Below are 24,985 nucleotides of genomic sequence, written 5' to 3' on the forward strand. Positions count from 1 at the left end.
GCCTGAGATGGGCACCTCAGCGCCCCGGGTCATCGTCACACGCCCTGCCCGCGAAGCGGCGCATTGGGTGGCGCAACTGGGCGCACACGGCATTGGGGCCGTGGCACTGCCCCTGATTGCGATTGGCCCCTGCACGGACGCTGCCCTGAGACAGGCGCTGGACGCGGCCCGCGCCAACGTCGGCACCTACCGAGCTCTGATGTTTGTCAGCGGCAACGCCGTGGCGCACTTCTTTGAGTCAAATCACCCTGTAGCGCTGGATATTCATACCCTGGTAGCTACAAAAACAAGAGCATGGGCACCTGGCCCAGGTACCGCCCGCGCGCTGGAGCAGGCGGGCGTGCCGCGCAGCGCCATCGACGGGCCCGCGCCCGACGCGCCGCAGTTCGACTCGGAAGCGCTGTGGCGCCAGGTGGCCCCCCAGGTGCGGCCTGGCGACCGCGTGCTGATCGTTCGCGGTCGCTCCGCCACGCCGCAGGGCGCACACGAATCGCCCCAGGGCAATGGCCGCGAGTGGCTGGCCCAGCAGATCGAGGCGCAGGGCGGTCAGGTGGAGTTTGTGGTGGCCTACCAACGCGGCGCGCCCCGCTTCACGGCCCAGGAGGTGGCGCTGGCGCAACAGGCGGCGCACGACGGCGCTGTCTGGCTGCTGAGCAGCTCCGAGGCGGTGGCCCACCTGGCCGAGGCCTTGCCCGGCCAATACTGGGGCGCTGCACAGGCGCTGGCCACCCACCCGCGCATCGCCGAAGCGGCCCGCGCAGCGGGCTTTGGCACCGTGCGGGAATGCCGTCCGGCGCTGGAAGATGTGGTGGCCTCGATAGAATCGGCCGCATGAGTTCTGCGCCCCCCGACGATCTGCCCTCCACGCCCCCTGCAGCCCCTGTGGCCGCCGCTGTGGGCGCGCCAGCAGTGAGCCCGGCCCCCTCGGCCGCTGCGCCAGCCGCTGCCACCGGCCGCAGTGGCGCCATGACCTTGCTGTTGGGCACCGTGGCGGTGGCCGCATTGGTCAGCAGCGGCCTGCTGTGGCAAAAGCTCAGCGCTATCCAGGAACAACTGGCCCGGCAGTCCGCCGACTCGGGCGCCCTGGCCATCGAGGCCCGCACCATGGCCCGCCAGGCCGAAGAGCTGGTGCGCGACACGGCCGCACGCCTGTCGGTGGCGGAGGCCCGCGTGAGCGAAGTCGCCCTGCAGCGCAGCCAGCTCGAAGAACTCATGCAAAGCCTGTCGCGCTCGCGCGATGAAAACCTGGTGGTGGACATTGAGTCGGCCATCCGCCTGGCGCAGCAACAGGCCCAGCTCACCGGCAGCCTGGAGCCGCTGGTGGCAGCGCTCAAAAGCGCCAACCAACGCATCGAGCGCTCTGCCCAGCCCCGCCTGGCCCCCGTGCAGCGCGCCATCGGCCGCGACCTGGACCGCCTGACCCGCGCCACCGTGACCGACACCGCCGGCCTCCTGGCCCGCCTGGACGACCTGGTGCGCCAGGTGGACGACCTGCCCGTGCTCAATGCCGTGGCCCAGGCCGCCTCGACCAAGCGCCTGTCCGCCGGCCCCGCAGCCCCTGGCAGTGCCCCCGCCCCCACCGAGGGCCTGGCCTGGTGGCAAGCGGCCCTGCAGCGCAGCTGGGAGGTGGTGCGCGACGAGGCCCGCAGCCTGGTGCGCGTGAGCCGCATCGACCAGCCCGAAGCCATCTTGCTGGCCCCTGAGCAGACCTTCTTTTTGCGCGAGAACCTCAAGTTCAAGCTGCTCAATGCACGCCTGGGCATCCTGGCACGCCAGTTCGAGTCGGCCCGTGCCGACCTGACCACAGCCACCGCAGCGCTCAACAAGTATTTCGACCCCGCATCGCGCCGCACCCAGAACGTGGCCTCGACCCTGCAGCAGGCCCAGGCCAGCATGAAGGCGGCCGAGCTGCCCCGCCTGGACGAAACCCTGTCGGCGCTGGCCACCGCCGCTGCGGGACGTTGACGATATGCGTGCTGCACTCTGGCTTTTGGCGTTGTTTGGCGTGGCAGTGGCGGCCGCGCTGTTTGCGGGCAACAACCAGGGCACCGTCACCCTGTACTGGCCGCCTTACCGCATCGACCTGTCGCTCAACATGGTGGTGTTGCTGCTGGTGGGCGGTTTTGTCACCGTGTATGCAGCGCTGCGGGCCCTGGCGGCGCTGCTGGCGCTGCCACACCAGGCACGCCGCTGGCGCGTGCAGCAAAAAGAGCGTGCCATGCACAACGCGCTGCTCGACGCCTTGACCCACATGCTAGGCGGCCGGTTCATCCGCTCGCGCAAGGCCGCTGTGGCCGCGCTGTCGCAAGAACACACGTTGGAAGCCAGCGGCGAGGCGGTGCCCCACGGCAAGCAGCTGCGCGCGCTAGCCCACATGATCGCCGCCGAGGCGTCACACGCACTGCAAGACCGCGCCACCCGCGAAAGCCACCTGCAGGACGCACTGCAGGAAGCCCCCATGCGCGGCTCCATCAACGAGCAGGAAATGCACGAAGGCGCCCAGATGCGCGCCGCCCGCTGGTCGCTGGACGACCGCGATGCCCCTGCAGCGCTCGACCGCCTGGCAGCCCTGCCCCAGGGGGCTGCCCGCCGCACCCTGGCCTTGCGCATCAAGCTCAAGGCGACGCGGCTGGCACGCCAGACCCAAGAGGCGCTGGACACCGCACGCCTGCTGGGCAAACACCGCGCGTTCTCGCCCAATGCGGCGCAGAGCATCGTGCGCGGCCTGGCCACCGAACTCATCAACAGCGCCCACGACACCGCCCAGCTGCAGCAGATCTGGCTGTCGCTGGAAACCAGCGAGCGCAACATGCCCGAACTGGCCATCCACGCCGCCCAGCGGCTGGCGGCCCTGGGCGGTGATGCCACGCAGGTGCGGGCCTGGCTGCTGCCCGTGTGGGACCGCATGGTCGAGCTGCCCGATGCCCTGGCCGAGCAACACGCCCTCAAGTTGGTGCGCGCACTGGAGGCGGGGCTGGATGCGCTTGATGCCCCCTGGCTGGCCCGCATCGAATCGGCCCAGCAGGCCAACCCGCGCGACGCGCGCCTGCAGTACTTGGCAGGCATGGCGTGCCTCAAGCGCCAGCTGTGGGGCAAGGCCCAGCAGTTGCTGACGCAGGCATCGCAGCAGCTCAGCGACCCCCAGTTGCGTGCCAGCGCCTGGCGCCACCTGGCCGAGCTGGCCGAGCAACGCGGCGACGACACCGCCGCTGCCAGCGCCTGGAAGCAGGCTGCGCTGGCCCGATAAGCCGACAAGCCCCTTACCGAGGCATCACCTGGGCATTACCTAGGCATTACCCAGGCAGGTACTCAGGGGTGCTGTAGCGCCTTCCGCACCTGCACAGCGGCCTTCACCGCTGTGCTTTTTCAACCGCAGCCCCTTGCATTCACCGGCTGCGCGCATGCACCAGCGCGTGCGCTGCAGGCTCCACGCCGGTGCAGTGCAGGCGCACTCCTTGGCTGCGCCGCAAAATTTGCACAGCGTTGGGGAACTTTGAGCGCTGAAGGCCTATCGATTCAATAAATTTGAACTAAAGCATCAATCTGCTTGAAGCCGATCGCCGCCGGCGCTTCCTACACTGCCCCATCGCCGCAATGTGGCGGTACCCCACGGGATGGTCTTCGCAGCCCGCGCTCCCTCTCTTTTTCACACGCCCTTTTTTGATTCGCTGATGACAGCCACTGCCACCACGACCTTCGACACCCCCCGCCGCTACACGCGCACGGCCATGCTGTTGCACTGGGTGCTGGGCCTGGCGCTGATCGCGCTGTTTGGCGTCGGCGTCTACATGGCCGACCTGCCTTTTTCGCCCCAGCGGCTCAAGCTCTACAACTGGCACAAATGGGCCGGCGTGACGATCCTGGTGCTGTCGGCCCTGCGCCTGCTGTGGCGCGTCACGCACCGCCCCCCGGCGCTGCCCAAGGCGGTCGAGAAGACCATGCCCGGCTGGCAGAAGCTGGCACACCACGGCACCCACCACTTGCTGTACGTGCTCTTCTTTGCCGTGCCCCTGATTGGCTGGGCCTACAGCTCAGCGGCGGGGTTCCCCATCGTGTTCCTGGGCTTGTGGCAGCTGCCCGACTTTGTGCCGGTGAGCAAGGACCTGGCCGAGGCCATCAAGCCCTGGCACCAGTACACCGCGTTTGCATTGGCCGCGCTGGCGCTGCTGCACATTGCCGCAGCGCTCAAGCACCAGCTGGTCGACCGTGATGGCCTGCTGAACCGCATGCTGCCCGGGAAATAACCAGCCTCCACCTTCAGGGCGCCATGGCAACCCCTGGTGGGTGCCTTGCCCACCTCAAAGGTCGCTCGCCCCCTGCGACCACCGCTTCCACCTTTTGTGAATTGAACGGAGTTTCTGCATGCATCTGTCTTCTACCTTGTCCCGCATCGTGATCGGCGCTGCCCTCGTTGCGGGCGCGCAAGCCGCCCTGGCCCAGCAGCAGCTGGTGCCCGCGCAAAGCGAGGTGCAGTTCACCGCCCGCCAGATGGGCGTGCCACTGGAAGGCCAGTTCAAGAAGTTCAGCGCCCAGGTGGCGTTTGACCCGGCCAAACTGGCCACCAGCAAGATCGCCTTCACGGTGGACACTGGCAGCGCCACGCTGGGTTCGCGCGAGACCGATGCAGAGCTGCCCAAGCCCGCGTGGTTCAACGTGCCCAAGTTCCCGCAGGCCCAATTCGTGTCGTCCAGCATCAAGGCGCTGGGCGGCGGCAAGTTTGAAGTGGCGGGCGCGCTCACCATCAAGGGCAACAGCCAGAACGTGGTGGTGCCCGTGACGCTGACCCAAAGCGGCCCCACCACCACGGCTACAGGCGCGCTGCCTATCAAGCGGCTGGCCTTCAAGATCGGCGAAAACGAGTGGGCCGACACCTCCATGGTGGCCGACGACGTGCAGGTCAAGTTCAAGCTCGCGCTGACCGGCGTCGGCAAGCTCTGAGCGCCACCCCTCGGCCCGGGCCCCACCGGCCTACGCCTGCCGTCCGGGCACGGTCCCCGCGGGTGGTGCCTTCCCCTTTTCCCTTGTCCTTTCCTTTTTGATCTATCAGGAGTTTCCATGCGCAAGTCCCTCTTCGCCCTGGCTGCCACCACCACCCTGTTCGCCGGTGCTGCCCAGGCCCAATCGGCCAACTACGCCATCGACCCGACGCACACCTTCGCCTCGTTCGAGATCAGCCACTTTGGCGCCGCCGTGAACCGCGGCCGCTTCGACAAGAAGGAAGGCACCGTCCAGCTCGACAAGGCTGGCAAGTCGGGCAAGGCCGAGATCACGTTCGACGTGACCTCGGTGAACACGGGCACCCCCGCGTTTGACAAGCACCTGCAAAGCGCCGACCTGTTCGACGCTGCCAAGCACCCCACGATGAAGTTTGTCTCCAGCAAGTTCGTTTTCAACGGCGACAAGGTCGCCAGCGTCGAAGGCCAGCTCACACTGCTGGGTAAGACCGCCCCCTTGACCCTCAAGGCCAATCAGTTCAACTGCTACGACAGCCCCATGCTCAAGCGCGAAGTGTGCGGCGGCGACTTTGAAGCCACCATCGACCGCACCCAGTGGGGCATGAACTACGGCGTGGAATGGGGCTTCCCCAAGAACGTGCGCCTGGTGGTGCAGATTGAAGCCGTGAAGCAGTAACCCAGGCCGAGCAGACCTGGGGTGCAGCGGGCTGACTTGCTCCGCCCTGCCTCCGGCTGCTTGCGACCAGCCACCCGTGCGCCTTGCGCCGGGTGGCTTTTTTTTGGGGCCAGCCCGTCCTCATCTGCCAGCCTTCTGGGCATAAAAAATTAACTTAACGTAAATCAATTACGAATAGTAGAATTGCGTTCACCGATTTGAGGAGACTCTGCATGAACGCCGTTCTGAACCCGACCGCCCTGGCCAGCCTGCCGGCACCCGCCGCCATCCAGCAGTTGCACCACTACGCCTACAAGGCCCGTGACGCCGAGGAAACGCGCCAGTTCTATGAAGACATCCTGGGCTTGCCGCTGTACCACATCATCCAGAGCGACTATGTGCCCAGCACCGGCGAGTACTGCCCCTACACCCACTTCTTCTTCCGCCTGCAGGACGGCTCGTTCATCGCCTTTTTCGACCTGGGCGACGACGTGAAGGCCGAGCCCTCGCCCAACACGCCCCTGTGGGTCAACCACATCGCGTTCCGCGTGAACACCGTGCAGGAGCTGGAGAACACCAAGCAGCGCCTGGAGGCGCATGGTGTGGAAGTGCTGGGCGTGACGGACCACCACATCTTCAAGAGCATCTATTTCTTCGATCCCAACGGCATTCGCCTGGAGCTGTCGGCCCAGCTGGCCAATGACGAGCAGATGGAAAAAGACAGCACCGTGGCCCACGCCCGCCTGCGCGAGTGGACAGCCCGCAAGGAGCAATGGCGCAAGGAACGCGCCGAAGGCAAGGTGGATGCGCCGCTCAAGCCCCAGCAAAACGACCGGCCGGAGTTTGTGCGCAAATAAGCCGACCTGCCCACCCCCACGCATCGCCCCACGGGCCAGGGATCTTGGGGGCCTATGGGCGGGCCTGGGGTGCATGCCAAGCCTGTGGCGGTGCCGCACCCCAGGGTCCACGGGGCTGGCTGCTTTGGATGGGGTGCGCGACCCCGTCAAACGGCCATGCCACCGCCTTGCATGGAATTTTTTTGACCCTACAGCGCTGAAGCGCTGCATCCTATTGCCTCAGTAGCTATATAAAATATAGCAGTCATCCCGCTGCCTGTTGCTGCGCACGCATGATCTGGTGGCGCTGCCAGTAGTGGCTGACCACGGCGTTGAACTGGTCCTTGTCCTTCTTGAGACCTGGCAGCTTGATCTTGCTGGTCTTGGCGCCCAGGCCCAGGGCGTTCTTTTCGGGGTGGGTCACGATCAGCGCGTTGCCAAAGCTGCTTTCCTTGAATTCCAGCCCCTTGATGGCGTCCCAGCACACCGTGGTCTCATCGGCCGAGGTACGGATACCGTCAATGCTCACCTCCACTGTCGCGTCGCCCTTGAGGGCAAACACCACGGGCGGGAAGTACTGCAGCACCAGGGCCCGCTCCTCGTCGTTCGCGGGCTCGTAGCGGTAGGCCAGGCTGCGCTCGTGGTCTTGCGCAAACTGCTGCTCGTAGGCGCTCCACAGCCGCTGCTCGATGGCGTCGGCAGTCAGGATCTCCTGCACCCAGGTGGTGGCGGGCACGCGCACGGCGATGGCGCCGTAGTCGCGCTCTTTCAGGGCCATACCCACGTTGCGCAGGCGCTCGGGCATGGCAGGGTGCGAGTCGAACGGGTGCGGCACATTGGCCGTCTTCATCGCATCCACAAAGTCGGGCGATGCCGCGTAGGGCGCAAGCCCCTGGGCCACAAAACTGGCAATGCCCAGCGTGCTGTTGTCGTGCCGCTCGTTGCGGCCAAACAGTTCGTCCTCGATGCGGTAGCGGTACTGGGCGTAGGCGGCAATCTTGACCAGCGACTGTGCAATCGCCGCCGGGCTCACCAGCTTGGCCGCCAGGCGGTCGGCCTTGAACTCGCGCTCGCGGCTGTCGCTGGCCAGGGCGATTTCGAAAATGGTGCGGTACAGGTCCAGCAGCGGCGACGCCATGGCCGACAGCCCGCCGGTGCGGATGGCATGGCGGTAGTGGTCAAACTGCACCAGCTTGGGCCCCAGCTGTGCGCTGCGCCGCGTGTCGCCCCCACGCAGGTGGGCCAGTTCATGGCCCAGCACGGCGTCGGCCTCGGTCTGGTCCAGGATGCGCAGCAGTGGCAGGCTCACAAACAGCGTGCGGCCCGTGAGGGTTTGCTGGCCCACGGTGATCGGGGCCTCGGTCACGAAAAAGTTGGCATCAATGCCAGCCACGATGTGCCGGGGCGGCTCTGTCTTCAGGCGCTGCGCCAGTTGGCGGATGCGCTGCCACAGCAGCGGCGCATCCGCCTCGGCCACCAGCTCGCCCACCACCTGGTTGCTGGAGTGCACCCGCTTGAAGATGCCCGCCACCGCCACCAGCACCCCCGCCGCCACGGCAAACCCCACAAACAGCACCAGCTTGGGCGAGTACTTGTGGAAGAAAAACGCCGTCACCCAGAACGACAGCCACACTGCCATTGCCCCTTGCACCACCAGCGCCGTGGCGCTGGCCCAGGAGGTCAGGCGCCAGCCCGCCACAAAGCTCGCGTACTGCAGCGTGCGGTCGGCAAACGCCAGCGCCCCCAGCCCCAGCACCGCCAGCAGCAGCGCCGCACTGGCCACCAGCGTCCACAGCGACAGCTTGCGCGCCATGTGGAACTGCCAGACATCGGAGAAGGTGTCGCACAGCGCCTCGCGGTATTCGCGGGCCTCGGGGTCTGCATTGCTGCAGATGGTGGACGGCGGGTTGCTGCGGTAGTAGTCCTTGCGCGCCTGCTTCTCGTCGGCGGGCAGGCCCTTTTCGGCATCGATGCGCTGGCTGATGCCGGCCACAAAACGGGCGTCCTGGTCGGTCTGGGCATGGCGGGTGAACACATAGGTCACCGCAGGCACCAGGAACAGCGCCAGCAGCGCATAGGCAAAGACCTTGACCAGGCCCAGGCGCCAGGCAGATTGAAACGTCATAGGTTCGGATGGTTGTGACGGCCCGGCACCGTGGCGTCGAAGGGCTGAACATCCCCCGCAAGCCACTGCACCAGTCCTTGTTGTAAATCGTGATCCTTAGAGCGGCTAACAAAACTCAGCGAAGCGGCCCTGGCTAGGCGTTTCGCCGCAGGCAGTACAAGCAGTACGACAAGGCGAGACAACGACGCCAGGGGAGTTTTGTTAGCCGCTCTCAGAGCCTGGTCCGCGTTGCCGCGCCCTCCTCGCTCTGTGGGGCGGGATTATCAGGACGCATTCACCCGCGCACCCAGGCTCAAGGTAACCATTGGAAAGAATCGGCCGACAGACGGCGCGCAATTGCCAAACGGCCCAAGCCCCCGCGGGGCCAGCGCCGGGGTGGCGGTCCCTTAAAATGTGCGGTTCACCCTCTTGTTCGTCGGAGCGCTCCCTGCGGCCGCTCCGCCCCACTGCCCCCACTGCGACACCCCATGAGCACGCCCCAACCACAACCCGGCCTCGAAAGCCTGTCCAAGTCGTTTGAACCTGCCGCGCTGGAAGCCCATTGGGGCCCCGAATGGGAAAAGCGCGGGTATGGCACCGCAGGCCACCGTGGCACGGGCCAGCCCCAGGCGGGCGAGCCCGCCTTTTCCATCCAGCTGCCCCCGCCTAATGTGACGGGCACGCTGCACATGGGCCATGCGTTCAACCAGACGATCATGGACAGCCTCACGCGCTACCACCGCATGCGCGGCTTCAACACGGTGTGGGTGCCGGGCACCGACCACGCGGGCATCGCCACGCAGATCGTGGTGGAGCGCCAGCTGCAGGAGCAAGGCATCAGCCGCTACGACATGGGCCCCACCCCGCCCGAGGCGCGCAAGAACTTTGTGAGCAAGGTGTGGGAGTGGAAGGAACAGTCCGGCAACACCATCACCACGCAGATGCGCCGCATGGGCGACAGCGTGGACTGGAGCCGTGAATACTTCACCATGGACGACAAGCTCTCCAAGGTGGTCACCGACACCTTCGTGAAGCTCTACGAGCAGGGCCTGATCTACCGCGGCAAGCGCCTGGTGAACTGGGACCCGAAGCTGCAGTCCGCCGTGTCCGACCTGGAAGTCGAGAGCGAAGAAAAAGACGGATCGCTGTGGCACATCGCCTACCCCCTGGCCGATGGATCGGGCAGCCTGACGGTGGCCACCACCCGGCCTGAAACCATGCTGGGCGACGTGGCGCTGATGGTGCACCCCGAGGATGCACGCTACACCCACCTCATCGGCAAGATGGTCAACCTGCCGCTGTGCGACCGCCAGATCCCGGTGATCGCCGACGAGTACGTGGACAAGGAATTCGGAACCGGGGTGGTTAAGGTCACCCCCGCGCACGACCAGAACGACTACGCCGTGGGCCAGCGCCACAAGCTGCCCATGATCGTGGTGCTGACGCTGCAGGCCACCATCAACGAGAACGCCCCCGCCAAGTACCAGGGCATGGACCGCTTCGTGGCCCGCAAGGCCGTGGTGGCCGACCTGGAAGCCATCGGCGCGCTGGTCGAGGTGAAGAAGCACAAGCTCATGGTGCCCATTTGCACCCGCACCGGCCAGGTGATCGAGCCCATGCTGACCGACCAGTGGTTCGTGGCCATGAGCAAGGTGAGCGACCAGGACCCCACGGGCAAGAGCATTGCGCAAAAGGCCATCGACGCGGTGGCCAGCGGCGAAGTGACCTTTGTGCCCGAGAACTGGGTGAACACCTACAACCAGTGGATGAACAACATCCAGGACTGGTGCATCAGCCGCCAGCTGTGGTGGGGCCACCAGATCCCGGCCTGGTACGACGAGGACGGTAACGTGATCGTGGCGCGCAGCGAAGCCGAAGCCCAGGCCCAGGCGCCCGGCAAAAAGCTGCGTCGCGACGAGGACGTGCTGGACACCTGGTATTCGTCCGCCCTCGTGCCCTTCAGCACCATGGGCTGGCCCAACCAGGGCGACAGCGCCACCGACGACTTCAACCTGTACCTGCCCAGCACCGTGCTGGTCACGGGCTACGACATCATCTTCTTCTGGGTCGCCCGGATGATCATGATGACCACGCACTTCACGGGCCGCGTGCCATTCAAGCATGTGTACATCCACGGCCTGGTGCGCGACGCGCAGGGCAAGAAGATGAGCAAGTCCGAAGGCAACGTGCTCGACCCGGTGGACCTGATCGACGGCATTGCGCTGGAGCCCCTGCTCGACAAGCGCACCACCGGCCTGCGCAAGCCCGAGACCGCACCCACCGTGCGCAAGAACACGCAAAAGGAATTCCCCGAGGGCATTCCGGCCTACGGCGCCGATGCGCTGCGCTTTACCTTCGCGGCGCTGGCATCGCTGGGCCGCAGCATCAACTTCGACAGCAAGCGCTGCGAGGGCTACCGCAACTTCTGCAACAAGCTCTGGAACGCCAGCCGCTTTGTGCTGATGAACTGCGAAGGCCAGGACTGTGGCCTGAAGGAGCACACCAAGGAAGAGTGCCAGCCCGGCGGCCCGGCCCACGGCTACATGCAGTTCAGCCAGGCCGACCGCTGGATCAGCTCGCTGCTGCAAAAGACCGAGGCCGAAGTCGCCAAGGGCTTTGAGGAATACCGCCTGGACAACGTGGCCAACACGATCTATGACTTTGTCTGGAACGAGTACTGCGACTGGTACCTGGAGATCGCCAAGGTGCAGATCCAGAACGGCACCGAAGCGCAGCAACGCGCCACGCGCCGCACGCTGATCCGCACGCTCGAAGCCATCCTGCGCCTGGCCCACCCCATCATCCCGTTCATCACCGAGGCCCTGTGGCAGGTGGTGGCACCTGTGGCCGGCATCCCGGGCGAATCGGTCAGCATCGCGCGCTACCCCCAGGCCCAGCCGGAGAAGATCGACGAGGCCGCGATTGCCCACATGGGCCGCGTGAAGGGCCTGGTGGACGCATGCCGCGCGCTGCGGGGCGAGATGAACGTGTCTCCCTCCACCCGCCTGCCCCTGTACGTGGTGGGCGACACCGAGTTCATGCGTGGCGTGGGCCCGGTGCTGCAGGCCCTGGCCAAGCTCAGCGAGGTGAAGGTGTTTGACGACGAGTCCGCCTGGGCCGCCGCCGCGCAGGCCGCGCCCGTGGCCGTGGTGGGTGACGCCCGCATGTGCCTGTACATGGAGATCGACGTGGCGGCCGAGAAGGCGCGCCTGTCCAAGGAAATCGCCCGCATCGACGGCGAGATCACCAAGGCGAACAACAAGCTGTCCAACGAAGCCTTTGTGGCCAAAGCCCCTGCGGCGGTGATCGAGCAGGAGAACAAGCGCATTGCCGACTTCGGCGCCACGCTGGGCAGATTGCGCGATCAGCTGACACGGCTGGGCTAAAACCCGGGCCATACTGCGCCATGGCAGCCCGTCCCGTAAGGGCTGCCCGCCCCGTTTTCATGTTTTGCCGGTGTGGGTTGCGGGCTGCAGTGCAGCCCGGGCACACCGCCACCCATCCGTCCAGAGGAGCCCCATGACTGTTGCCACGACCGTTCGCAAAGCCGTTTTCCCCGTTGCCGGACTGGGCACGCGTTTTCTGCCCGCCACCAAGGCCAGCCCCAAGGAGATGCTGCCCGTGGTGGACAAGCCACTGATCCAGTACGCAGTGGAAGAGGCCTACGCCGCCGGCATCCGCCACATGATTTTTGTGACCGGCCGCAGCAAGCGCGCCATTGAAGACCACTTCGACACCGCCTACGAGCTCGAGGCCGAGCTGGAAGCGGCCGGCAAGAAGGAGCTGCTGGAGCTGGTGCGCTCCATCCAGCCCAGCGACATGGACTGCGCCTTTGTGCGCCAGCCGCGCTCGCTGGGCCTGGGCCACGCAGTGTTGTGCGCGGAGCCCCTGGTAGGCAAGGAGCCCTTTGCAGTGCTGCTGGCTGACGATTTGATGGTGGGCCCCCAGGGCGGTCAGCCCGTGCTGGCGCAGATGGCGACCGCGTTCCGCCAGCAAGGCCGCTCGGTGATCGCCGTGCAAGAGGTGCCCGAGGACCAGGTGCACAAATACGGCATCGTGGCGGGCGAGCCTGCCGGTGGCCCGTTGATCCGCATCCAGCGCATTGTGGAAAAGCCCAAGGCGGCCGATGCCCCCTCGCGCATGGGCGTGGCGGGCCGCTACATCCTCACGCCCGGCGTGTTTGACGAGATCCGCAACCAGCCGCGCGGCGTGGGCGGCGAGATCCAGCTCACCGACGGCATTGCGCGCCTGATGAACAATGAAGCCGTGTACGCCTTCCAGTACGAAGGCAAACGCTACGACTGCGGCAGCAAGGAAGGGTTTCTGGAAGCGACGGTGGAACTGGCCTTGCAACACCCGCAGGTGGGGACGCACTTCCGGGACTACCTGAAGAACCTGGCGCTGTAAACGCAGCCGGCCAAGCCCTCTAAAACTTCATAATCGATAGCTGCCCGTGCTTATTGGATAAGCGCTGGCAGCTATTTTCACGTTCAACGGCGGCGCAGGATGTGGATGAACTCCTCGCCCACGGTCTGTTGCTCCACCAGTTCGTTGCCAGTCTGCTTGGCAAACGCCTGAAAGTCGCGCAGCGATCCGTTGTCGGTGGCCACCACCTTGAGCAACTGGCCGCTAGCCATGTCCGACAGCGCCTTCTTGGCCTTGAGGATGGGCAGGGGGCAGTTCAGGCCCCGGGTGTCGATTTCTTTGTGAATGTCCATGGTCATCAATCCTTTGGCGGCGTCGCGGCCGGGGCTTGTTCGTCCAGCCCACGGCGGCGTTCTGCATTTTCTTCGGCCGTGAAAAACACGGGCTCGTGGCCCCGTGTGCGCAGCCAGTCGGCCAGCGCGTAGCCCGTGCCCGCAGGCCAGCATTTGAGGTCAGGCAGATCGTACAACCGGTAGTCCACCAGCTCCGGCGACAGTTGCACCTGCCCGGTGGCCACCACGTGGTAGGCAATGATGACCTGGTTCATGCGCAAAAACTCGTAGGCCCCCACCAGGGTGGTGGACTGCACATCGAGGTTGGTCTCTTCCTTGACCTCGCGCGCAATGCCCTCCTGGGGCGACTCGCCCGCCTCCATGAAGCCGGTGATCAGCGCAAACATCTTGCCCGGCCACGCCGCATTGCGCGCCAGCAGCACCTTGCCGTCGATCTCCACAATGGCAGCCAGCACGGGCGTGGGATTGTTCCAGTGCGTCCAGCCGCAGGCGGGGCAGCGCAGCCGCTCCTTGTCGCCGCCATCCTCGGCCAGCGTGATGGGCTGCAACTCGGTGGCACAGTGGGGGCAAAAACGAACTTCGTAGGGCATATGCTATCTTTTATGTAGCTGCTGAGGCATGTTCAACTAGCACAAGCAGCCATTCTGATTCAAAAACCTGCGAGGAGGCACCCGGCAATGCCCTGGAGCCCACCGCGCAGGCCATTCCACAGGTCACGCAGGAAACACTCCGGTCGACAAATACCGGTCGCCCCGATCGCACACGATGAAGACGATGGTGGCATTGCTATCGCGCGCAGCGATCTGCTGCGCCACCCAGCACGCGCCTGCAGCCGAGATGCCGGCAAAAATGCCCTCTTCGCGCGCGAGGCGGCGGCACATGTCTTCGGCGCTGTCCTGGCTCACATACACCAGCTCATCGACCGTGCTGGCGTCATAAATCTTGGGCAGGTACTCCTGCGGCCACTTGCGGATGCCCGGGATGCGCGAGCCTTCTTCAGGCTGTGCGCCGATGATCTGAATGCCGGGGTTCTTCTCCTTGAGGAACCGCGACACGCCCGTGATGGTGCCCGTGGTGCCCATGGCGCTCACAAAATGGGTGATGCGCCCGCCGGTCTGCTCCCAGATCTCGGGGCCTGTGGTTTCGTAGTGAATGCGGGGGTTGTCGGGGTTGCCAAACTGGTCCAGCACCTTGCCCTCACCACGCTTTTGCATGGCCTCGGCCAGGTCGCGGGCGTGCTCCATGCCGCCGCTCTTGGGCGTGAGCACCAGTTCTGCGCCAAAGGCCTTCATGGTCTGGGCGCGTTCGATGGACAAGTCCTCAGGCATCACCAGCACCATGCGGTAGCCCTTGATGGCCGCGGCCATCGCCAAAGCGATGCCGGTATTGCCCGACGTGGCCTCGATCAGCGTGTCGCCAGGGCGGATGTCGCCACGCTCTTCGGCGCGGCGGATCATCGACAGTGCAGGCCGGTCCTTGACGGACCCCGCCGGGTTGTTGCCTTCCAGCTTGCCGAGTACCACATTGCCCCGCGCGGCGTTGTCCTGGGCTCCAATGCGCTGCAGCGCCACCAGCGGCGTGTTGCCTACCGCGTCTTCAATCGTCGGATATTTCATACGCCCTACTGTGCCATAATTCAGGGCTTCACATATTCCGCCCGGGTGGTGAAATTGGTAGACGCAGGGGACTCAAAATCCCCCGCCGCAAGGCGTGCCGGTTCGATTCCGGCCCCGGGCACCACAGTCAACAAGGCCGGTAGCTTCCACGAGCTATCGGCCTTTTTGCTGGGCCAGCCGCTGTGGCGGCGGCATGTGATTTCTGCACACCACCACACCCAGCCACCGCCATGACCGCCCAGGATCTGATCGCGCACGCCACCGTGCTGGCCTACCGGCTGGCGGGTTACGCCCTGCAGAACATGGCCGAGGATGCGGCCCTGCTGGCGATGATGTTCTGCTGACCTTCGCGTCGCGGCAGCGGCCTCTGCGCTTCGCCCCACCCTCGCGCTGCACCTCAGCGCGCAGCCAGCAACAGGAAGTCCTGCTCATAACCCTTGAGCGATTGCGCCGCGCGCAGCCGATGCGCAGGCGTCATGGCGTTGTGCAGGCGCGCAAACCCCTCGCAGCCCTCGGCCACCAGCGCTTGTGCGTAGCGCTGGTAGGCGACGTCCGGTGACGTCACCACGCGGTCCAGAAAGCCGAGCATCAGCGTGCGGGCCTGGGCGGTGTTGCCACGGTCGGCCTGGATGCTGCGCAGCACCTGCACCAGGTCCTTTTGCCGGCGCACGCGCTCGGCGTAGGTGCGCTGCGGGTCAAAGGCCGACTGGGCGACAAAGGCGCGCAGCACGGCCTTCTGGGGCTCGTCCAGCGCGCCATAAAAGGTTTCGAGCCGCGACGAAAGGTCCTTGAAGCGGCGCTCGCGCATCTTGTCGGGCGATGGGTCCAGCCATTCGGATTTCCAGTCAGCGTTGCTGTCGGCCTGCTTGCGCTCCAGATTGCGGATCTGCGCCTCGGACAGCTGCGAGGCCAGCCACACCACCTTGGGCTCGGCCTGGGCCAGCACCTTGTCCAACTGTGTACGTGCCTCGTCATAGATGCGGCAGGCCTGCTCGGGGGTGATGGTCGCAGGCAACTGCTGCTGCACCCTTTGCAACAGCTCGGCATGCTGGGGCAGCATGGTGTCGCGGTGCCAGCGGTGCAGGTCGCCCAAGTCGCCACGCACGCGCTCCGTCTGCGCGTCCGACAGGTCAAGGTAACGGTTCAGTTGCCAGTACGCCAGGTGGGGCACCTGGTTGTACGCCAGCCGCACTGTGCTGCAACCCGCCAGCAGCACACCGGCAACGGCCAGCGCGGCGATGCACAGGGTGGTGCGCAAACGGGACACAGCGGGCACGGCGGCTCCAGATAAAGGGAATGGCACAGGATAGGCCCAACGCTGCACACGGCGGGCACAGGGCCCGGATACCCCAGCCCGCGCACCAGGATTTAGCCAAAGGCACCCACCCGCACGGAGGTCTGACGCGCGGGGTCAGTTGTCCTGTCGCCGGATCAGCTGGCGGCCACTGGCGGTGATGGCCAGCTCACCCCCCGTCCCCTTGGTGATGAAGCCCCATTCGAGCAGTCGCCCCGACACATGGTCCTTGAGCGCGTGGGGCAGCGTGATGACTTCGCCCATCTCCAGTTGCTTGAGGGTCTCGATCTCGTCCACGGTGGGGTCGAAATGCGGAGCGTGGTAAGTGGTCATGGTGGTCGCTCTCCAACAAGGTTGCTGAATGAAAGACAGACTTCCGCGCGGCCAGATTAGTTCACAGCCCCCGTGGGCGCAAGCGCGTCATCCCGCAACCGGCGGGCTACCCACCTCGGCCATGTGCTGGAGCCAGCGCGCAAACGTGGCCAGCACCGGGGGCTGGGCCTGTGCGGGGCTGATGAGGTAGTACGCCCGCTCGCCGCGCAGCGGGCGGTTGCAGGCCACCACCAGCTCGCCGCTGGCGAGTTCGGCCTCGATGAGCAGCGGCGGGATCAGCGCCACGCCCATGCCATGCGTGGCGGCCACGGCCAGCATGGAGAACAGCTCGTAGCGCGGGCCATCCAGCGCGTGCGGTGCCTCCACCCCCATCGCATCGAACCACTGGCGCCAGCCGTACGGGCGTGTGCTTTGCTGCAGCAGCGGCAGCTCGGCCAGCGCCTCGGCGGCCACGGGCTGGTGGGCGCGGCCCCGGCCCCGGGGCGCGGCCGATTCGAGCAGGCGCGGGCTGCACACGGGCACCACGTCTTCGTGCATCAGCAGTTGCGCCTGTACGCCGGGCCAGTTGGCGACCTGCTCGGGCGTGCCGGCATACAAGGCGGCATCGAAGGTGGTGTCGGCAAACAAGAAGGGCCGCGTCTGTGTGTCGATGTGCACCACGATATCGGGATGCGCCTGCGCCAGGTGCGGCAGGCGGGGGATGAGCCACCGCGTGGCAAAGGTGGGCACTGCCGCCAGCGTGAGGGTGCCGCCCTCGCCCTGGTGGGCCATCACGTCCAGCGTATCGCGCTCCAGCCCCTGCAGCCAGCGAGCCACCTGGCGGCCATAGTGCGCGCCCGCAGGCGTCAGCACCACGCCGTGGCGCGTGCGGCGAAACAGTGCCACGCCCAAAAACTCTTCCAGCGCCTGGATCTGGCGCGAGACGGCGCTTTGGGTGAGCGACAGCTCCTGCGCGGCGCGGGTGTAGCTCTCGTGGCGGGCGGCCACTTCAAAACAGGCCAGGGCCTGGGTCGATGGAATGTTGCGGCGCATGATGAAGAGGAATTTTTAAGTGACCAGCCACGCCTTGGCTTAGTTGGCCGCCAGTATTCCATACATTCCATAAACGCATGTCTGGATGAAAAGAACTCGCTTGCGGGCCACCACCCCAAGGCCTACGATGCGTTCCAGATTCGTTTTTTCTTCCCCTACTTTCCGACCTGGAGACACACATGGCCCACGCCGCTTTTCAATGGGATGACCCTTTCCTCCTGAGCCAGCAACTGACCGACGACGAGCGCGCCATCCGCGACGCCGCCGCCGCGTATTGCCAGGACAAGCTGGCACCCCGCGTGCTGGACGCCTTCCGCCACGAAAAGATGGACGTGAGCATCTTCCGCGAGATGGGCGAAGTGGGCCTCTTGGGCCCCACCATCCCCGAGCAATACGGTGGCCCCGGCCTGTCGTACGTGGCCTACGGCCTGATCGCCCGCGAGGTGGAGCGTGTGGACTCGGGCTACCGCTCGATGGCCAGCGTGCAGTCGTCGCTGGTGATGGTGCCCATTTATGAATTCGGCAGCGAAGCCCAGCGCCAGAAGTACCTGCCCAAGCTCGCGAGCGGCGAGTGGATCGGCTGCTTTGGCCTGACCGAGCCCGACCACGGCTCTGACCCTGGCAGCATGGCCACGCGCGCCTACAAGGTCGATGGCGGCTACAAGCTCAAGGGCAGCAAGATGTGGATCACCAACAGCCCCGTGGCCGACGTGTTCGTGGTCTGGGCCAAGGAAGTGTCCGAAGGCGGCGCCGTGGGCCCCATCCGCGGCTTCGTGCTCGAAAAGGGCATGAAGGGCCTGACAGCCCCCGCCATCCACGGCAAGGTCGGCCTGCGCGCCTCCATCACCGGCGAGATCGTGATGGACGATGTGTTCGTGCCCGAAGAAAACGCCTTCCCTGAAGTGCAAGGCCTCAAGGGCCCATTCACCTGCCTGAACAGCGCGCGCTACGGCATCGCCTGGGGCGCCCTGGGCGCGGCCGAGTTCTGCTGGCACACCGCGCGCCAGTACACGCTGGACCGCAAGCAGTTTGGCCGCCCCCTGGCCGCCAACCAGCTCATCCAGAAGAAGCTGGCCGACATGCAGACCGAAATCGCCATCGGCCTGCAGGCTTGCCTGCAGTTTGGCCGCATGAAGGACGCGGGCACGGCCAGCGTGGAAGGCACCTCCATCATCAAGCGCAACAGCTGCGGCAAGGCGCTGGACATTGCCCGCCTGGCGCGCGACATGATGGGCGGCAATGGCATCAGCGATGAGTTTGGCGTGGCGCGCCACCTGGTGAACCTGGAAGTCGTGAACACGTACGAAGGCACGCACGATGTGCACGCGCTGATCCTGGGCCGCGCCCAGACGGGCATCGCCGCGTTCGCCAACTGATCGGCCTGCGCTCCGAAAACCGGCAAAAACACCGCCTTTGCGGTGTTTTTGCCTTGTAGCGCTAGTCAATCATGCGCTGACAGCTATCAATTTCATAGTACACCACACCATGACCACCCCCTCTACCTCTCCCGGCGCCCTCGCAGGCATCAAGGTGCTCGACCTCTCCCGCGTGCTGGCCGGGCCGTGGTGCACGCAGGTTCTGGCCGACCTGGGCGCGGACGTGGTCAAGGTGGAGCGCCCCGGCGTGGGCGACGACACGCGCCAGTGGGGCCCGCCCTTCTTGAAAGACGCCGAAGGCAACGACACCAACCAGGCCAGCTACTACACCGCCTGCAACCGCAACAAGCGCTCCGTCACCATCGACATGGCCTCGCCCGAGGGCCAGGCGCTCATCAAGCAGATGGCACAAGAGGCGGACATCGTGGTGGAGAACTTCAAGGTCGGCGGCCTCAAGCAGTACGGCCTAGACCATGAGAGCCTGCGCGCACTCAACCCGCGCCTCATCTACTGCTCGGTCACCGGCTTCGGGCAAGACGGCCCGTATGCCGAGCGCGCGGGCTACGACCTGATGGTGCAGGCCATGACGGGCCTGATGAGCATCACCGGCCAGGCCGACAGCCAGCCCGGCGGCGGCCCGATGCGCGTGGGCGTGGCCGTCATTGACCTTTTCACCGGCCTGTATGCCAGCAACGCCATCCTGGCCGCGCTGCACGTGCGCGATAACGCCACCAATGGCACCGGCCAGGGCCAGCACATCGACATGGCGCTGCTGGACGTGGGCATGGCCGTGCTGGCCAACCAGGCGTCGGGGTTCCTCGCCACCGGCAAGGCGCCTGGCCGCATGGGCAACAGCCACCCCAGCCTCGCGCCCTACCAGGACTTCCCCACGCAGGACGGCAACATGCTGCTGGCCATTGGCAACGACGGCCAGTTCCAGCGCTTTTGCGCCGCCGCCGAGCAGCCCCAGTGGGCCAGCGACCCGCGCTTTGCCACCAACACGCTGCGCGTACAAAACCGCACCGCGCTGATCCCCGCCATGGAGGCCGTGACCCGCACGCGCACCACGGCCGACTGGATCACGCTGCTGGAAGACAAGGCCGTGCCTTGCGGCCCCATCAACACCATCGCCCAGGCGTTTGACGACGCGCAGGTGCAGGCCCGTGGCCTGGCGGTGACGCTGCCGCGCTGGAAGGACGGCGAGGCCGCCACCGACAAGGTGCAGCAGATCACCGGCGTGGCCAGCCCGCTGCGCCTGTCGGCCACGCCGCCGGTGCTGCGCAATGCGCCACCGGCACTGGGGCAGCACACCGATGAAGTGCTCGCCGAGATGGGGCTGGATGCGGCGCGCATTGCAGCGCTGCGGGCCAGCGGGGTCGTGTAGTCAATCCCTCGCGGCATCGGCTTGCGCGATGCCCTGACCACTCCACAGCCTTGCCCTCACCGGCAAGGCCGTTTTGTTGGGGCTGCGTGCATTCCATCAGCCACGGGCTGGATCCCGCACCTGCCTGCCCCACGGCAAAAAAGACATGTACAAAAATTTACATCCGTCTCCATAATCCTGAAGACACCCTGCCTGCGGCCCTGCCCACCACGCGCCGCTGAACCAGGATGGAGGGCCACTGGCCCCACTGCGACGTTTCTGGACCCTCAAGGAGTTCCTCATGAAGCTCAGCCTCAAGCTCCCCCTGGCCTTCACCGTGTCGCTGCTTTTGCTGTTTGCAGCGGCCCTGTTTGGCATCAGCCGTCTGAATCAGGCGCTCGACACCTACCAGACCACCGTGGCCCAGAGCTTTGAGCACGAGCGCATGGCAGCGGGCATGCTCAACAACTTCAAGGTGCAGGTGCAGGAGTGGAAAAACGTGCTGCTGCGCGGCAAGGACCCGGCCCAGCTCACGCGCTACTGGGCCGCGTTTGAAAAGCAGGAACAGGCCATCAAGGACGATGCGCAAAAGCTCGTCGCCGCCCTGCCCCCGGGGGAGGGCCGCGAACGCGTGTTGCAGTTTGCCCAGGCCCACGAACGCATGGGCACCGCCTACCGCAAGGGGTTGGAAGCCTTCACGGCCGCCGACCACGACCCACAGGCGGGCGACAAGGCCGTGGCGGGCATGGACCGCGAGCCCTCACAACTGCTGGACCAGGCGGGCGACCTGATCGCCAAGGCCAGCAGCGCCGTGGCCGAACGTGCCGCCGCCACTGCGCAGCGGGCCACCACCATCAGCCTGGTGGTGATGCTGGTGGTGTGCGCGCTGGGCATAGCAGGCGCCATTGCCTTCAGCCGCACCGTGGTGAACCCGCTGGACAACGCGGTGCGCGTGTCGCAGGCCGTGGCCAGCGGCGACCTGACGGTGGCGCGGCACGTGCAGGGCAAGGACGAGATCGCGCTGCTGCTCAACGCGTTGCACGACATGCAGATCAGCCTGTCGCACGTGGTGAGCAATGTGCGCAACAACGCCGACAGCGTGGCCGCCGCCAGCACCGAGATCGCGCAGGGCAACAACGACCTGAGCGCCCGCACCGAACAGCAGGCCAGCGCGCTGGAGCAAACATCGGCATCGATGGAAGAACTCAGCTCCACCGTGCAGGCCAATGCGGAAAACGCGCGCACCGCCAACCAGCTGGCCGTGAGCGCCAGCACCGTGGCCGTGCAGGGCGGTGATGTGGTGGCCGAGGTGGTGACGACCATGAAGGGCATCAACGACAGCAGCAAGAAGATCGCCGACATCATCTCGGTCATCGATGGCATCGCGTTCCAGACCAACATCCTCGCGCTGAACGCGGCCGTCGAGGCAGCCCGTGCAGGCGAACAGGGACGCGGCTTTGCCGTGGTGGCCAGCGAGGTGCGCAGCCTCGCCCAGCGCAGCGCCGACGCCGCCAAGGAGATCAAGACCCTGATCCACGCCAGCGTGGAGCGTGTGGAGCTGGGCACCACGCTGGTGGACAAGGCCGGCACCACGATGAATGAGGTGGTGAGCGCCATCCGCCGCGTGACCGACATCGTGGGCGAGATCAGCGCCGCGAGCAGCGAGCAAAGCGCAGGTGTGGCCCAGGTAGGGGACGCCATCACCGAAATGGACCAGGCCACGCAGCAGAACGCAGCGCTGGTCGAACAGAGCGCCGCCGCCGCTGACAGCCTCAAGGTGCAGGCGCAGCAGCTGGTGCAGGCAGTGGCGGTGTTCCGGCTGGCAGACACCGACGCCAACACCCCCAGGCAGGCCAGCATGCCCGCACCGGGCCACCACCAGCCCCGGTTGGCCGCAGGCTGAAGCGGCGCAGCCATTTCAAGCCTAATCGGCTTGAAGCGCTAGTGCATCATGTGTCAACAGCTACATAAATAGTAGCAACTGGCGCCTTCTCAGGCTTCAGCCAGCGCAGGGGGTTGCCTGCTGCACGGTGGCCAGCGTGGGCGAGGCCAGCTTGCGCAGGTAGGCCATGGTCTGCAGGCAGGCCTGGGCCACCTCGGTACCCTTCTTCACGAAATGCTCGCGGAAGAAGCGCACATGGTCCTCGTGGTCGTGGAAATCGCGCGGCGTGAGCACGGCCGACATCACAGGCACTTCGGTGTCGAGCTGCACGCGCATCAGGCCGTCGATGACGGCGGTGGTGACGAACTCGTGGCGGTAGATGCCGCCGTTGACCACCAGCGCACAGGCCACGATGGCGTCGTAGCGCCCGCTGCGCGCGAGCTTGCGTGCCAGCAGCGGAATCTCAAACGCACCGGGCACATCGAACAGCGCCACCTGCGCGGGGGGCAGGCCGTGGCGGTCAAACTCGGCCAGGGCCGCGTCGCGGGCCTGGTGCACGATGTCCTGGTGCCAGCTGGCACTGATGATGGCCACGCGGGCGCCACGGTGGGCGGCGACGGGAGCCAGGGGGGAAACGGAAGGTGAAGAAGACTGATTCATGGGTTCCTCAGAACAGGGTTGGCCAGAATCAGGGCGCGCGCGAACACGGCGCCTGCACAGGGCGGCGCAGGCCCTGCGCCATGCCAGCGCACAACAAAGCACGCAGGCAAACGCCGAGGGCCCAGCCACCCATGGCGGGAGCTGTGGGTTTCGCGATCTCTTTCATCCGGACTGTGACCGTCGGCTCTGGTTTCGCACCAGATCTGCTGACCCTGCAGGCCGATCCGAAGAACGGCACCGCAGGCGCTCGCGGGCTGTTGCCGACTTTTCAGCCAACAAATACCGCCGGTGGGGAATTCCGCCCCGCCCTGAGAACGCTGTCGGCCCCGAAGGTCATCCGGGGCCGACGGGTGGGATTTTAGGCGGCAGGCACGCGGCACGCCGTCGCGCAGGCGATTGCCTGCACTGGCAGTGCCGGTTTCTGCGGATGGGGCTGTGTTGAACGCCGCAGTCTGCTCAGCGCACGCGCTGAAACCCGCCTTCGGCCCAGGCCGCTGCGCTGGCGGGCGTGAGCTTGAAGGTGGGCGGCGCGGACGCACGCGCCAGTTCCTCACCCAGCTCGTCCTCTGCGCTCAGCGTGGCCGTGGCGCCTTCCTCATCGGGCACGATGGCCAGCGCCACGCGCAGGCGCTGGCCGTCTGCGGAGGTGATGTGCACGCTCTTGTTCAGCTGCGCGTGCAGTTGCTGCTCATGGCGGCGCACCACCTCGCTGGCGGTCTTGACCAGGGTGTGGAAGGCCGACACATCCAGCGGTTTGGGGTTCTTCTTGTCGCGGCCCATGGTCCAGGGGCCCACCAGCGCGGGTTCGGCCTCGCCCTTCAGCGTCATGGACACGGCCCAGCCATCGTCGTCTTCGTTCTTGATGACCTGCGCCGTCCAGCGCCCATCGCTCCAGCAGCGGGGTTCCTGGATGGTGTCGGGCGTATCGGGTGCGTCGGTCATGGAGAAAAAGGCCTGGATTGCGGGAAAGGGCGCAGAGCATAACGGCAGGGCATGGCGGCCCCAATTTCCAATAACCATTGGTTATCGAAAAAGGCCAGGCATAACGCAGGCCTGATCACTCCCCCACAACGTCCGGCGCCACACCCGCCGTGTCGCGCAGCACGTCGATGAAGGCCTGTGCCGAGGGTGTGGGCGGCTCCCCCAGGCGGGTGATGAGCCCATAGCTGGGCATGCGGTTGGGCAGCTCGACGGGGATGCGCGAGAGCAGCCCCCGGTCCACATATTTCTGGATCAGCGCGGCGGGCTGCAGCGACATCATGTGGGTGGTGTTCATCAGCTCCAGCGCAAACAGGAAGGACGGCGTCTCCACCACCCCCGCCGTGAGCGCCAGGCCCGCGCCACCAAACAGGTCGTCCGACACCTTGCGAACGGCCGTGGAGGCAGGGTACAGAATCCACGGCCAGTGCGCCAGCTCGGTCAGCGACAGGTCGGTGGCGCCGCGCAGCGGGTGGTGCTGTCCGCCCACCACATGCAGCGGCTCGGCGGACAGGTGCTCGTAGTGGAACTGGCTGCGCTGGTCCTCGGTGGTGAAGCGGCCGATCATCAGATCGATCTTGCGCTCGGCCAGCCAGGCGATCAGCTGGTCGCTGCTCTGCTCCAGGATCTTGATGACCAGCAGGGGCCGCAGGCGCTGGATCTCCACCACCGAGGCCACCAGCACATGCGCGGCCGAGCCGGTGATGGCGCCCACCGTCACATGGCCGTGGCCGCCCTGCTTGAGCGCGTTGAACTCATCCACAAACTTGCGCTGCCCATCGAGCGCCGCGCTGGCGTAGCGCAGCGTAAACAACCCCAGCTCGTTGGGCCGCATGCCGCGCGAGAGGCGGTCGAACAATCGCGCCTCCAGGATCTCCTCGATGTCCATCAGGATCTTGGTGGCCGCAGGCTGCGTGACGTGCATTTGCTCGGCCGTCAGGCGCAGGTTGCGGGTGCGGCCGAGGATGTCCAGAAACTGCAAATGCCGAAAGCGCAGCCGCGCGCAGGCCTGCGCCAAAGACAAGGGTTTACCCGGAAATTCGTCTGGACTCATAAGCGTTTGGAATGGATTGTCGCAAAACATTCAGTGGACCCGCCGGGGCGTGAAACCTAACCTTCGCCTTGCGTTCATGACGGCTGGCCCCAAAAAAGCCGCAGGCGCCAAAGGCCTCGCCAACGGGGT

At 66.0% G+C, this 24,985-nt stretch carries 22 protein-coding genes, 1 tRNA gene and 1 riboswitch; of the genes, 13 read left to right on the forward strand and 10 right to left on the reverse strand.

Features of this window, described 5'->3' with window-relative positions; genetic code table 11:
* The first annotated feature begins 7 nt into the window (after nucleotides 1-7).
* The 7 genes from C8C95_RS03835 (at nucleotide 8) to C8C95_RS03865 (ending at nucleotide 6,467) form a co-directional block, all read left to right on the forward strand.
* Nucleotides 8-835: a uroporphyrinogen-III synthase gene (locus C8C95_RS03835; RefSeq protein WP_116747713.1), complete on the forward strand. Its 828-nt coding sequence runs from the start codon at nucleotides 8-10 to the stop codon at nucleotides 833-835.
* Nucleotides 832-1,965: a uroporphyrinogen-III C-methyltransferase gene (locus C8C95_RS03840; protein ID WP_116747714.1), complete on the forward strand. Its 1,134-nt coding sequence runs from the start codon at nucleotides 832-834 to the stop codon at nucleotides 1,963-1,965. Before C8C95_RS03835 ends, C8C95_RS03840 begins: the two co-directional genes overlap by 4 nt.
* Before the next feature lie 4 nt (nucleotides 1,966-1,969).
* Nucleotides 1,970-3,247, forward strand: a complete 1,278-nt coding sequence (locus C8C95_RS03845) for a heme biosynthesis HemY N-terminal domain-containing protein (RefSeq protein ID WP_116747715.1) — start codon at nucleotides 1,970-1,972, stop codon at nucleotides 3,245-3,247.
* A 424-nt stretch (nucleotides 3,248-3,671) separates the two neighbouring features.
* Nucleotides 3,672-4,244, forward strand: coding sequence for a cytochrome b (locus tag C8C95_RS03850; protein ID WP_116747716.1), 573 nt, complete (start codon nucleotides 3,672-3,674; stop codon nucleotides 4,242-4,244).
* A gap of 118 nt (nucleotides 4,245-4,362) precedes the next feature.
* Entirely contained in the window at nucleotides 4,363-4,938 is a 576-nt protein-coding gene (locus tag C8C95_RS03855; protein ID WP_056066824.1) for a YceI family protein, read from the forward strand.
* 117 nt (nucleotides 4,939-5,055) lie between these two features.
* Complete coding sequence (locus C8C95_RS03860) at nucleotides 5,056-5,631, forward strand: YceI family protein (protein ID WP_116747717.1); 576 nt, start codon at nucleotides 5,056-5,058, stop codon at nucleotides 5,629-5,631.
* 212 nt (nucleotides 5,632-5,843) lie between these two features.
* Nucleotides 5,844-6,467 carry a VOC family protein gene (locus C8C95_RS03865; RefSeq protein ID WP_116747718.1) on the forward strand — a complete coding sequence of 208 codons (624 nt, stop codon included), beginning with the start codon at nucleotides 5,844-5,846 and terminating at the stop codon, nucleotides 6,465-6,467.
* A gap of 244 nt (nucleotides 6,468-6,711) precedes the next feature.
* On the opposite strand, the gene C8C95_RS03870 is transcribed toward C8C95_RS03865, so the two are convergent.
* The gene (locus C8C95_RS03870; protein WP_116747719.1) at nucleotides 6,712-8,571 is read right to left on the reverse strand and encodes a M48 family metallopeptidase; all 1,860 of its coding nucleotides are present in this window, start codon (nucleotides 8,569-8,571) and stop codon (nucleotides 6,712-6,714) included.
* A 467-nt stretch (nucleotides 8,572-9,038) separates the two neighbouring features.
* On the opposite strand from C8C95_RS03870, the gene C8C95_RS03875 reads away from it, so the two are divergent.
* The gene (locus C8C95_RS03875; protein WP_116747720.1) at nucleotides 9,039-11,936 is read left to right on the forward strand and encodes a valine--tRNA ligase; all 2,898 of its coding nucleotides are present in this window, start codon (nucleotides 9,039-9,041) and stop codon (nucleotides 11,934-11,936) included.
* Between the two features lie 133 nt (nucleotides 11,937-12,069).
* Nucleotides 12,070-12,957, forward strand: coding sequence for a UTP--glucose-1-phosphate uridylyltransferase GalU (gene galU, locus C8C95_RS03880; RefSeq protein ID WP_116747721.1), 888 nt, complete (start codon nucleotides 12,070-12,072; stop codon nucleotides 12,955-12,957).
* Between the two features lie 83 nt (nucleotides 12,958-13,040).
* On the opposite strand, the gene C8C95_RS03885 is transcribed toward galU, so the two are convergent.
* The 3 genes from C8C95_RS03885 to cysM all read right to left on the reverse strand — a co-directional run bounded on the left by C8C95_RS03885 (nucleotide 13,041) and on the right by cysM (nucleotide 14,884).
* Nucleotides 13,041-13,268: a sulfurtransferase TusA family protein gene (locus C8C95_RS03885; protein WP_056067086.1), complete on the reverse strand. Its 228-nt coding sequence runs from the start codon at nucleotides 13,266-13,268 to the stop codon at nucleotides 13,041-13,043.
* A gap of 5 nt (nucleotides 13,269-13,273) precedes the next feature.
* Nucleotides 13,274-13,858, reverse strand: a complete 585-nt coding sequence (locus C8C95_RS03890) for an NUDIX domain-containing protein (RefSeq protein ID WP_056748250.1) — start codon at nucleotides 13,856-13,858, stop codon at nucleotides 13,274-13,276.
* Between the two features lie 123 nt (nucleotides 13,859-13,981).
* Nucleotides 13,982-14,884: a cysteine synthase CysM gene (gene cysM, locus C8C95_RS03895; protein WP_108497627.1), complete on the reverse strand. Its 903-nt coding sequence runs from the start codon at nucleotides 14,882-14,884 to the stop codon at nucleotides 13,982-13,984.
* A gap of 39 nt (nucleotides 14,885-14,923) precedes the next feature.
* Between cysM and C8C95_RS03900 the strand changes: the two genes are divergently transcribed.
* Nucleotides 14,924-15,008 (forward strand) — tRNA-Leu (locus C8C95_RS03900).
* 273 nt (nucleotides 15,009-15,281) lie between these two features.
* On the opposite strand, the gene C8C95_RS03905 is transcribed toward C8C95_RS03900, so the two are convergent.
* The 3 genes from C8C95_RS03905 to C8C95_RS03915 form a co-directional block, all read right to left on the reverse strand.
* Nucleotides 15,282-16,160 (reverse strand): DUF6279 family lipoprotein, encoded by an 879-nt coding sequence (locus tag C8C95_RS03905; protein WP_116747722.1) that lies wholly within the window; start codon nucleotides 16,158-16,160, stop codon nucleotides 15,282-15,284.
* A 135-nt stretch (nucleotides 16,161-16,295) separates the two neighbouring features.
* Nucleotides 16,296-16,511: a hypothetical protein gene (locus C8C95_RS03910; RefSeq protein WP_015015343.1), complete on the reverse strand. Its 216-nt coding sequence runs from the start codon at nucleotides 16,509-16,511 to the stop codon at nucleotides 16,296-16,298.
* A gap of 87 nt (nucleotides 16,512-16,598) precedes the next feature.
* Nucleotides 16,599-17,543, reverse strand: coding sequence for a LysR family transcriptional regulator (locus C8C95_RS03915; RefSeq protein WP_056748252.1), 945 nt, complete (start codon nucleotides 17,541-17,543; stop codon nucleotides 16,599-16,601).
* Between the two features lie 179 nt (nucleotides 17,544-17,722).
* Between C8C95_RS03915 and C8C95_RS03920 the strand changes: the two genes are divergently transcribed.
* The 3 genes from C8C95_RS03920 (at nucleotide 17,723) to C8C95_RS03930 (ending at nucleotide 22,185) form a co-directional block, all read left to right on the forward strand.
* Entirely contained in the window at nucleotides 17,723-18,919 is a 1,197-nt protein-coding gene (locus tag C8C95_RS03920) for an acyl-CoA dehydrogenase (RefSeq protein WP_015015345.1), read from the forward strand.
* Nucleotides 18,920-19,028: 109 nt separating this feature from the next.
* Complete coding sequence (locus C8C95_RS03925) at nucleotides 19,029-20,303, forward strand: CaiB/BaiF CoA-transferase family protein (RefSeq protein ID WP_116747723.1); 1,275 nt, start codon at nucleotides 19,029-19,031, stop codon at nucleotides 20,301-20,303.
* Nucleotides 20,304-20,583: 280 nt separating this feature from the next.
* Complete coding sequence (locus C8C95_RS03930) at nucleotides 20,584-22,185, forward strand: methyl-accepting chemotaxis protein (RefSeq protein WP_243415625.1); 1,602 nt, start codon at nucleotides 20,584-20,586, stop codon at nucleotides 22,183-22,185.
* Between the two features lie 96 nt (nucleotides 22,186-22,281).
* On the opposite strand, the gene C8C95_RS03935 is transcribed toward C8C95_RS03930, so the two are convergent.
* The 3 genes from C8C95_RS03935 to C8C95_RS03945 all read right to left on the reverse strand — a co-directional run bounded on the left by C8C95_RS03935 (nucleotide 22,282) and on the right by C8C95_RS03945 (nucleotide 24,856).
* On the reverse strand, nucleotides 22,282-22,824 hold the full coding sequence (locus C8C95_RS03935; RefSeq protein ID WP_116747724.1) for a 6,7-dimethyl-8-ribityllumazine synthase: 543 nt from the start codon (nucleotides 22,822-22,824) through the stop codon (nucleotides 22,282-22,284).
* 150 nt (nucleotides 22,825-22,974) lie between these two features.
* Nucleotides 22,975-23,144, reverse strand: a riboswitch (FMN riboswitch).
* Between the two features lie 136 nt (nucleotides 23,145-23,280).
* A complete protein-coding gene (locus C8C95_RS03940; protein WP_116747725.1) occupies nucleotides 23,281-23,766 on the reverse strand; it encodes a hypothetical protein in 486 nt (161 codons plus the stop codon).
* A gap of 115 nt (nucleotides 23,767-23,881) precedes the next feature.
* Entirely contained in the window at nucleotides 23,882-24,856 is a 975-nt protein-coding gene (locus tag C8C95_RS03945) for a LysR family transcriptional regulator (RefSeq protein ID WP_116747726.1), read from the reverse strand.
* Nucleotides 24,857-24,985: the final 129 nt, after the last annotated feature.

The organism is Acidovorax sp. 99 (assembly GCF_003096455.1).
GTDB classification, from domain to species: Bacteria; Pseudomonadota; Gammaproteobacteria; order Burkholderiales; family Burkholderiaceae_C; genus Acidovorax; species Acidovorax delafieldii.

Coding starts and splice junctions, on each gene's coding strand:
- C8C95_RS03875 (WP_116747720.1), top strand. CDS start 9,039: ATGAGCACGCCCCAACCACAACCCGGCCTCGAAAGCCTGTCCAAGTCG.
- C8C95_RS03940 (WP_116747725.1), bottom strand. CDS start 23,766: ATGACCGACGCACCCGATACGCCCGACACCATCCAGGAACCCCGCTGC.
- C8C95_RS03855 (WP_056066824.1), top strand. CDS start 4,363: ATGCATCTGTCTTCTACCTTGTCCCGCATCGTGATCGGCGCTGCCCTC.
- C8C95_RS03925 (WP_116747723.1), top strand. CDS start 19,029: ATGACCACCCCCTCTACCTCTCCCGGCGCCCTCGCAGGCATCAAGGTG.
- C8C95_RS03860 (WP_116747717.1), top strand. CDS start 5,056: ATGCGCAAGTCCCTCTTCGCCCTGGCTGCCACCACCACCCTGTTCGCC.
- C8C95_RS03870 (WP_116747719.1), bottom strand. CDS start 8,571: ATGACGTTTCAATCTGCCTGGCGCCTGGGCCTGGTCAAGGTCTTTGCC.
- C8C95_RS03915 (WP_056748252.1), bottom strand. CDS start 17,543: ATGCGCCGCAACATTCCATCGACCCAGGCCCTGGCCTGTTTTGAAGTG.
- C8C95_RS03930 (WP_243415625.1), top strand. CDS start 20,584: ATGAAGCTCAGCCTCAAGCTCCCCCTGGCCTTCACCGTGTCGCTGCTT.
- C8C95_RS03935 (WP_116747724.1), bottom strand. CDS start 22,824: ATGAATCAGTCTTCTTCACCTTCCGTTTCCCCCCTGGCTCCCGTCGCC.
- C8C95_RS03945 (WP_116747726.1), bottom strand. CDS start 24,856: ATGAGTCCAGACGAATTTCCGGGTAAACCCTTGTCTTTGGCGCAGGCC.
- C8C95_RS03845 (WP_116747715.1), top strand. CDS start 1,970: ATGCGTGCTGCACTCTGGCTTTTGGCGTTGTTTGGCGTGGCAGTGGCG.
- C8C95_RS03850 (WP_116747716.1), top strand. CDS start 3,672: ATGACAGCCACTGCCACCACGACCTTCGACACCCCCCGCCGCTACACG.
- C8C95_RS03890 (WP_056748250.1), bottom strand. CDS start 13,858: ATGCCCTACGAAGTTCGTTTTTGCCCCCACTGTGCCACCGAGTTGCAG.
- galU (WP_116747721.1), top strand. CDS start 12,070: ATGACTGTTGCCACGACCGTTCGCAAAGCCGTTTTCCCCGTTGCCGGA.
- C8C95_RS03910 (WP_015015343.1), bottom strand. CDS start 16,511: ATGACCACTTACCACGCTCCGCATTTCGACCCCACCGTGGACGAGATC.
- cysM (WP_108497627.1), bottom strand. CDS start 14,884: ATGAAATATCCGACGATTGAAGACGCGGTAGGCAACACGCCGCTGGTG.
- C8C95_RS03885 (WP_056067086.1), bottom strand. CDS start 13,268: ATGGACATTCACAAAGAAATCGACACCCGGGGCCTGAACTGCCCCCTG.
- C8C95_RS03865 (WP_116747718.1), top strand. CDS start 5,844: ATGAACGCCGTTCTGAACCCGACCGCCCTGGCCAGCCTGCCGGCACCC.
- C8C95_RS03835 (WP_116747713.1), top strand. CDS start 8: ATGGGCACCTCAGCGCCCCGGGTCATCGTCACACGCCCTGCCCGCGAA.
- C8C95_RS03920 (WP_015015345.1), top strand. CDS start 17,723: ATGGCCCACGCCGCTTTTCAATGGGATGACCCTTTCCTCCTGAGCCAG.
- C8C95_RS03840 (WP_116747714.1), top strand. CDS start 832: ATGAGTTCTGCGCCCCCCGACGATCTGCCCTCCACGCCCCCTGCAGCC.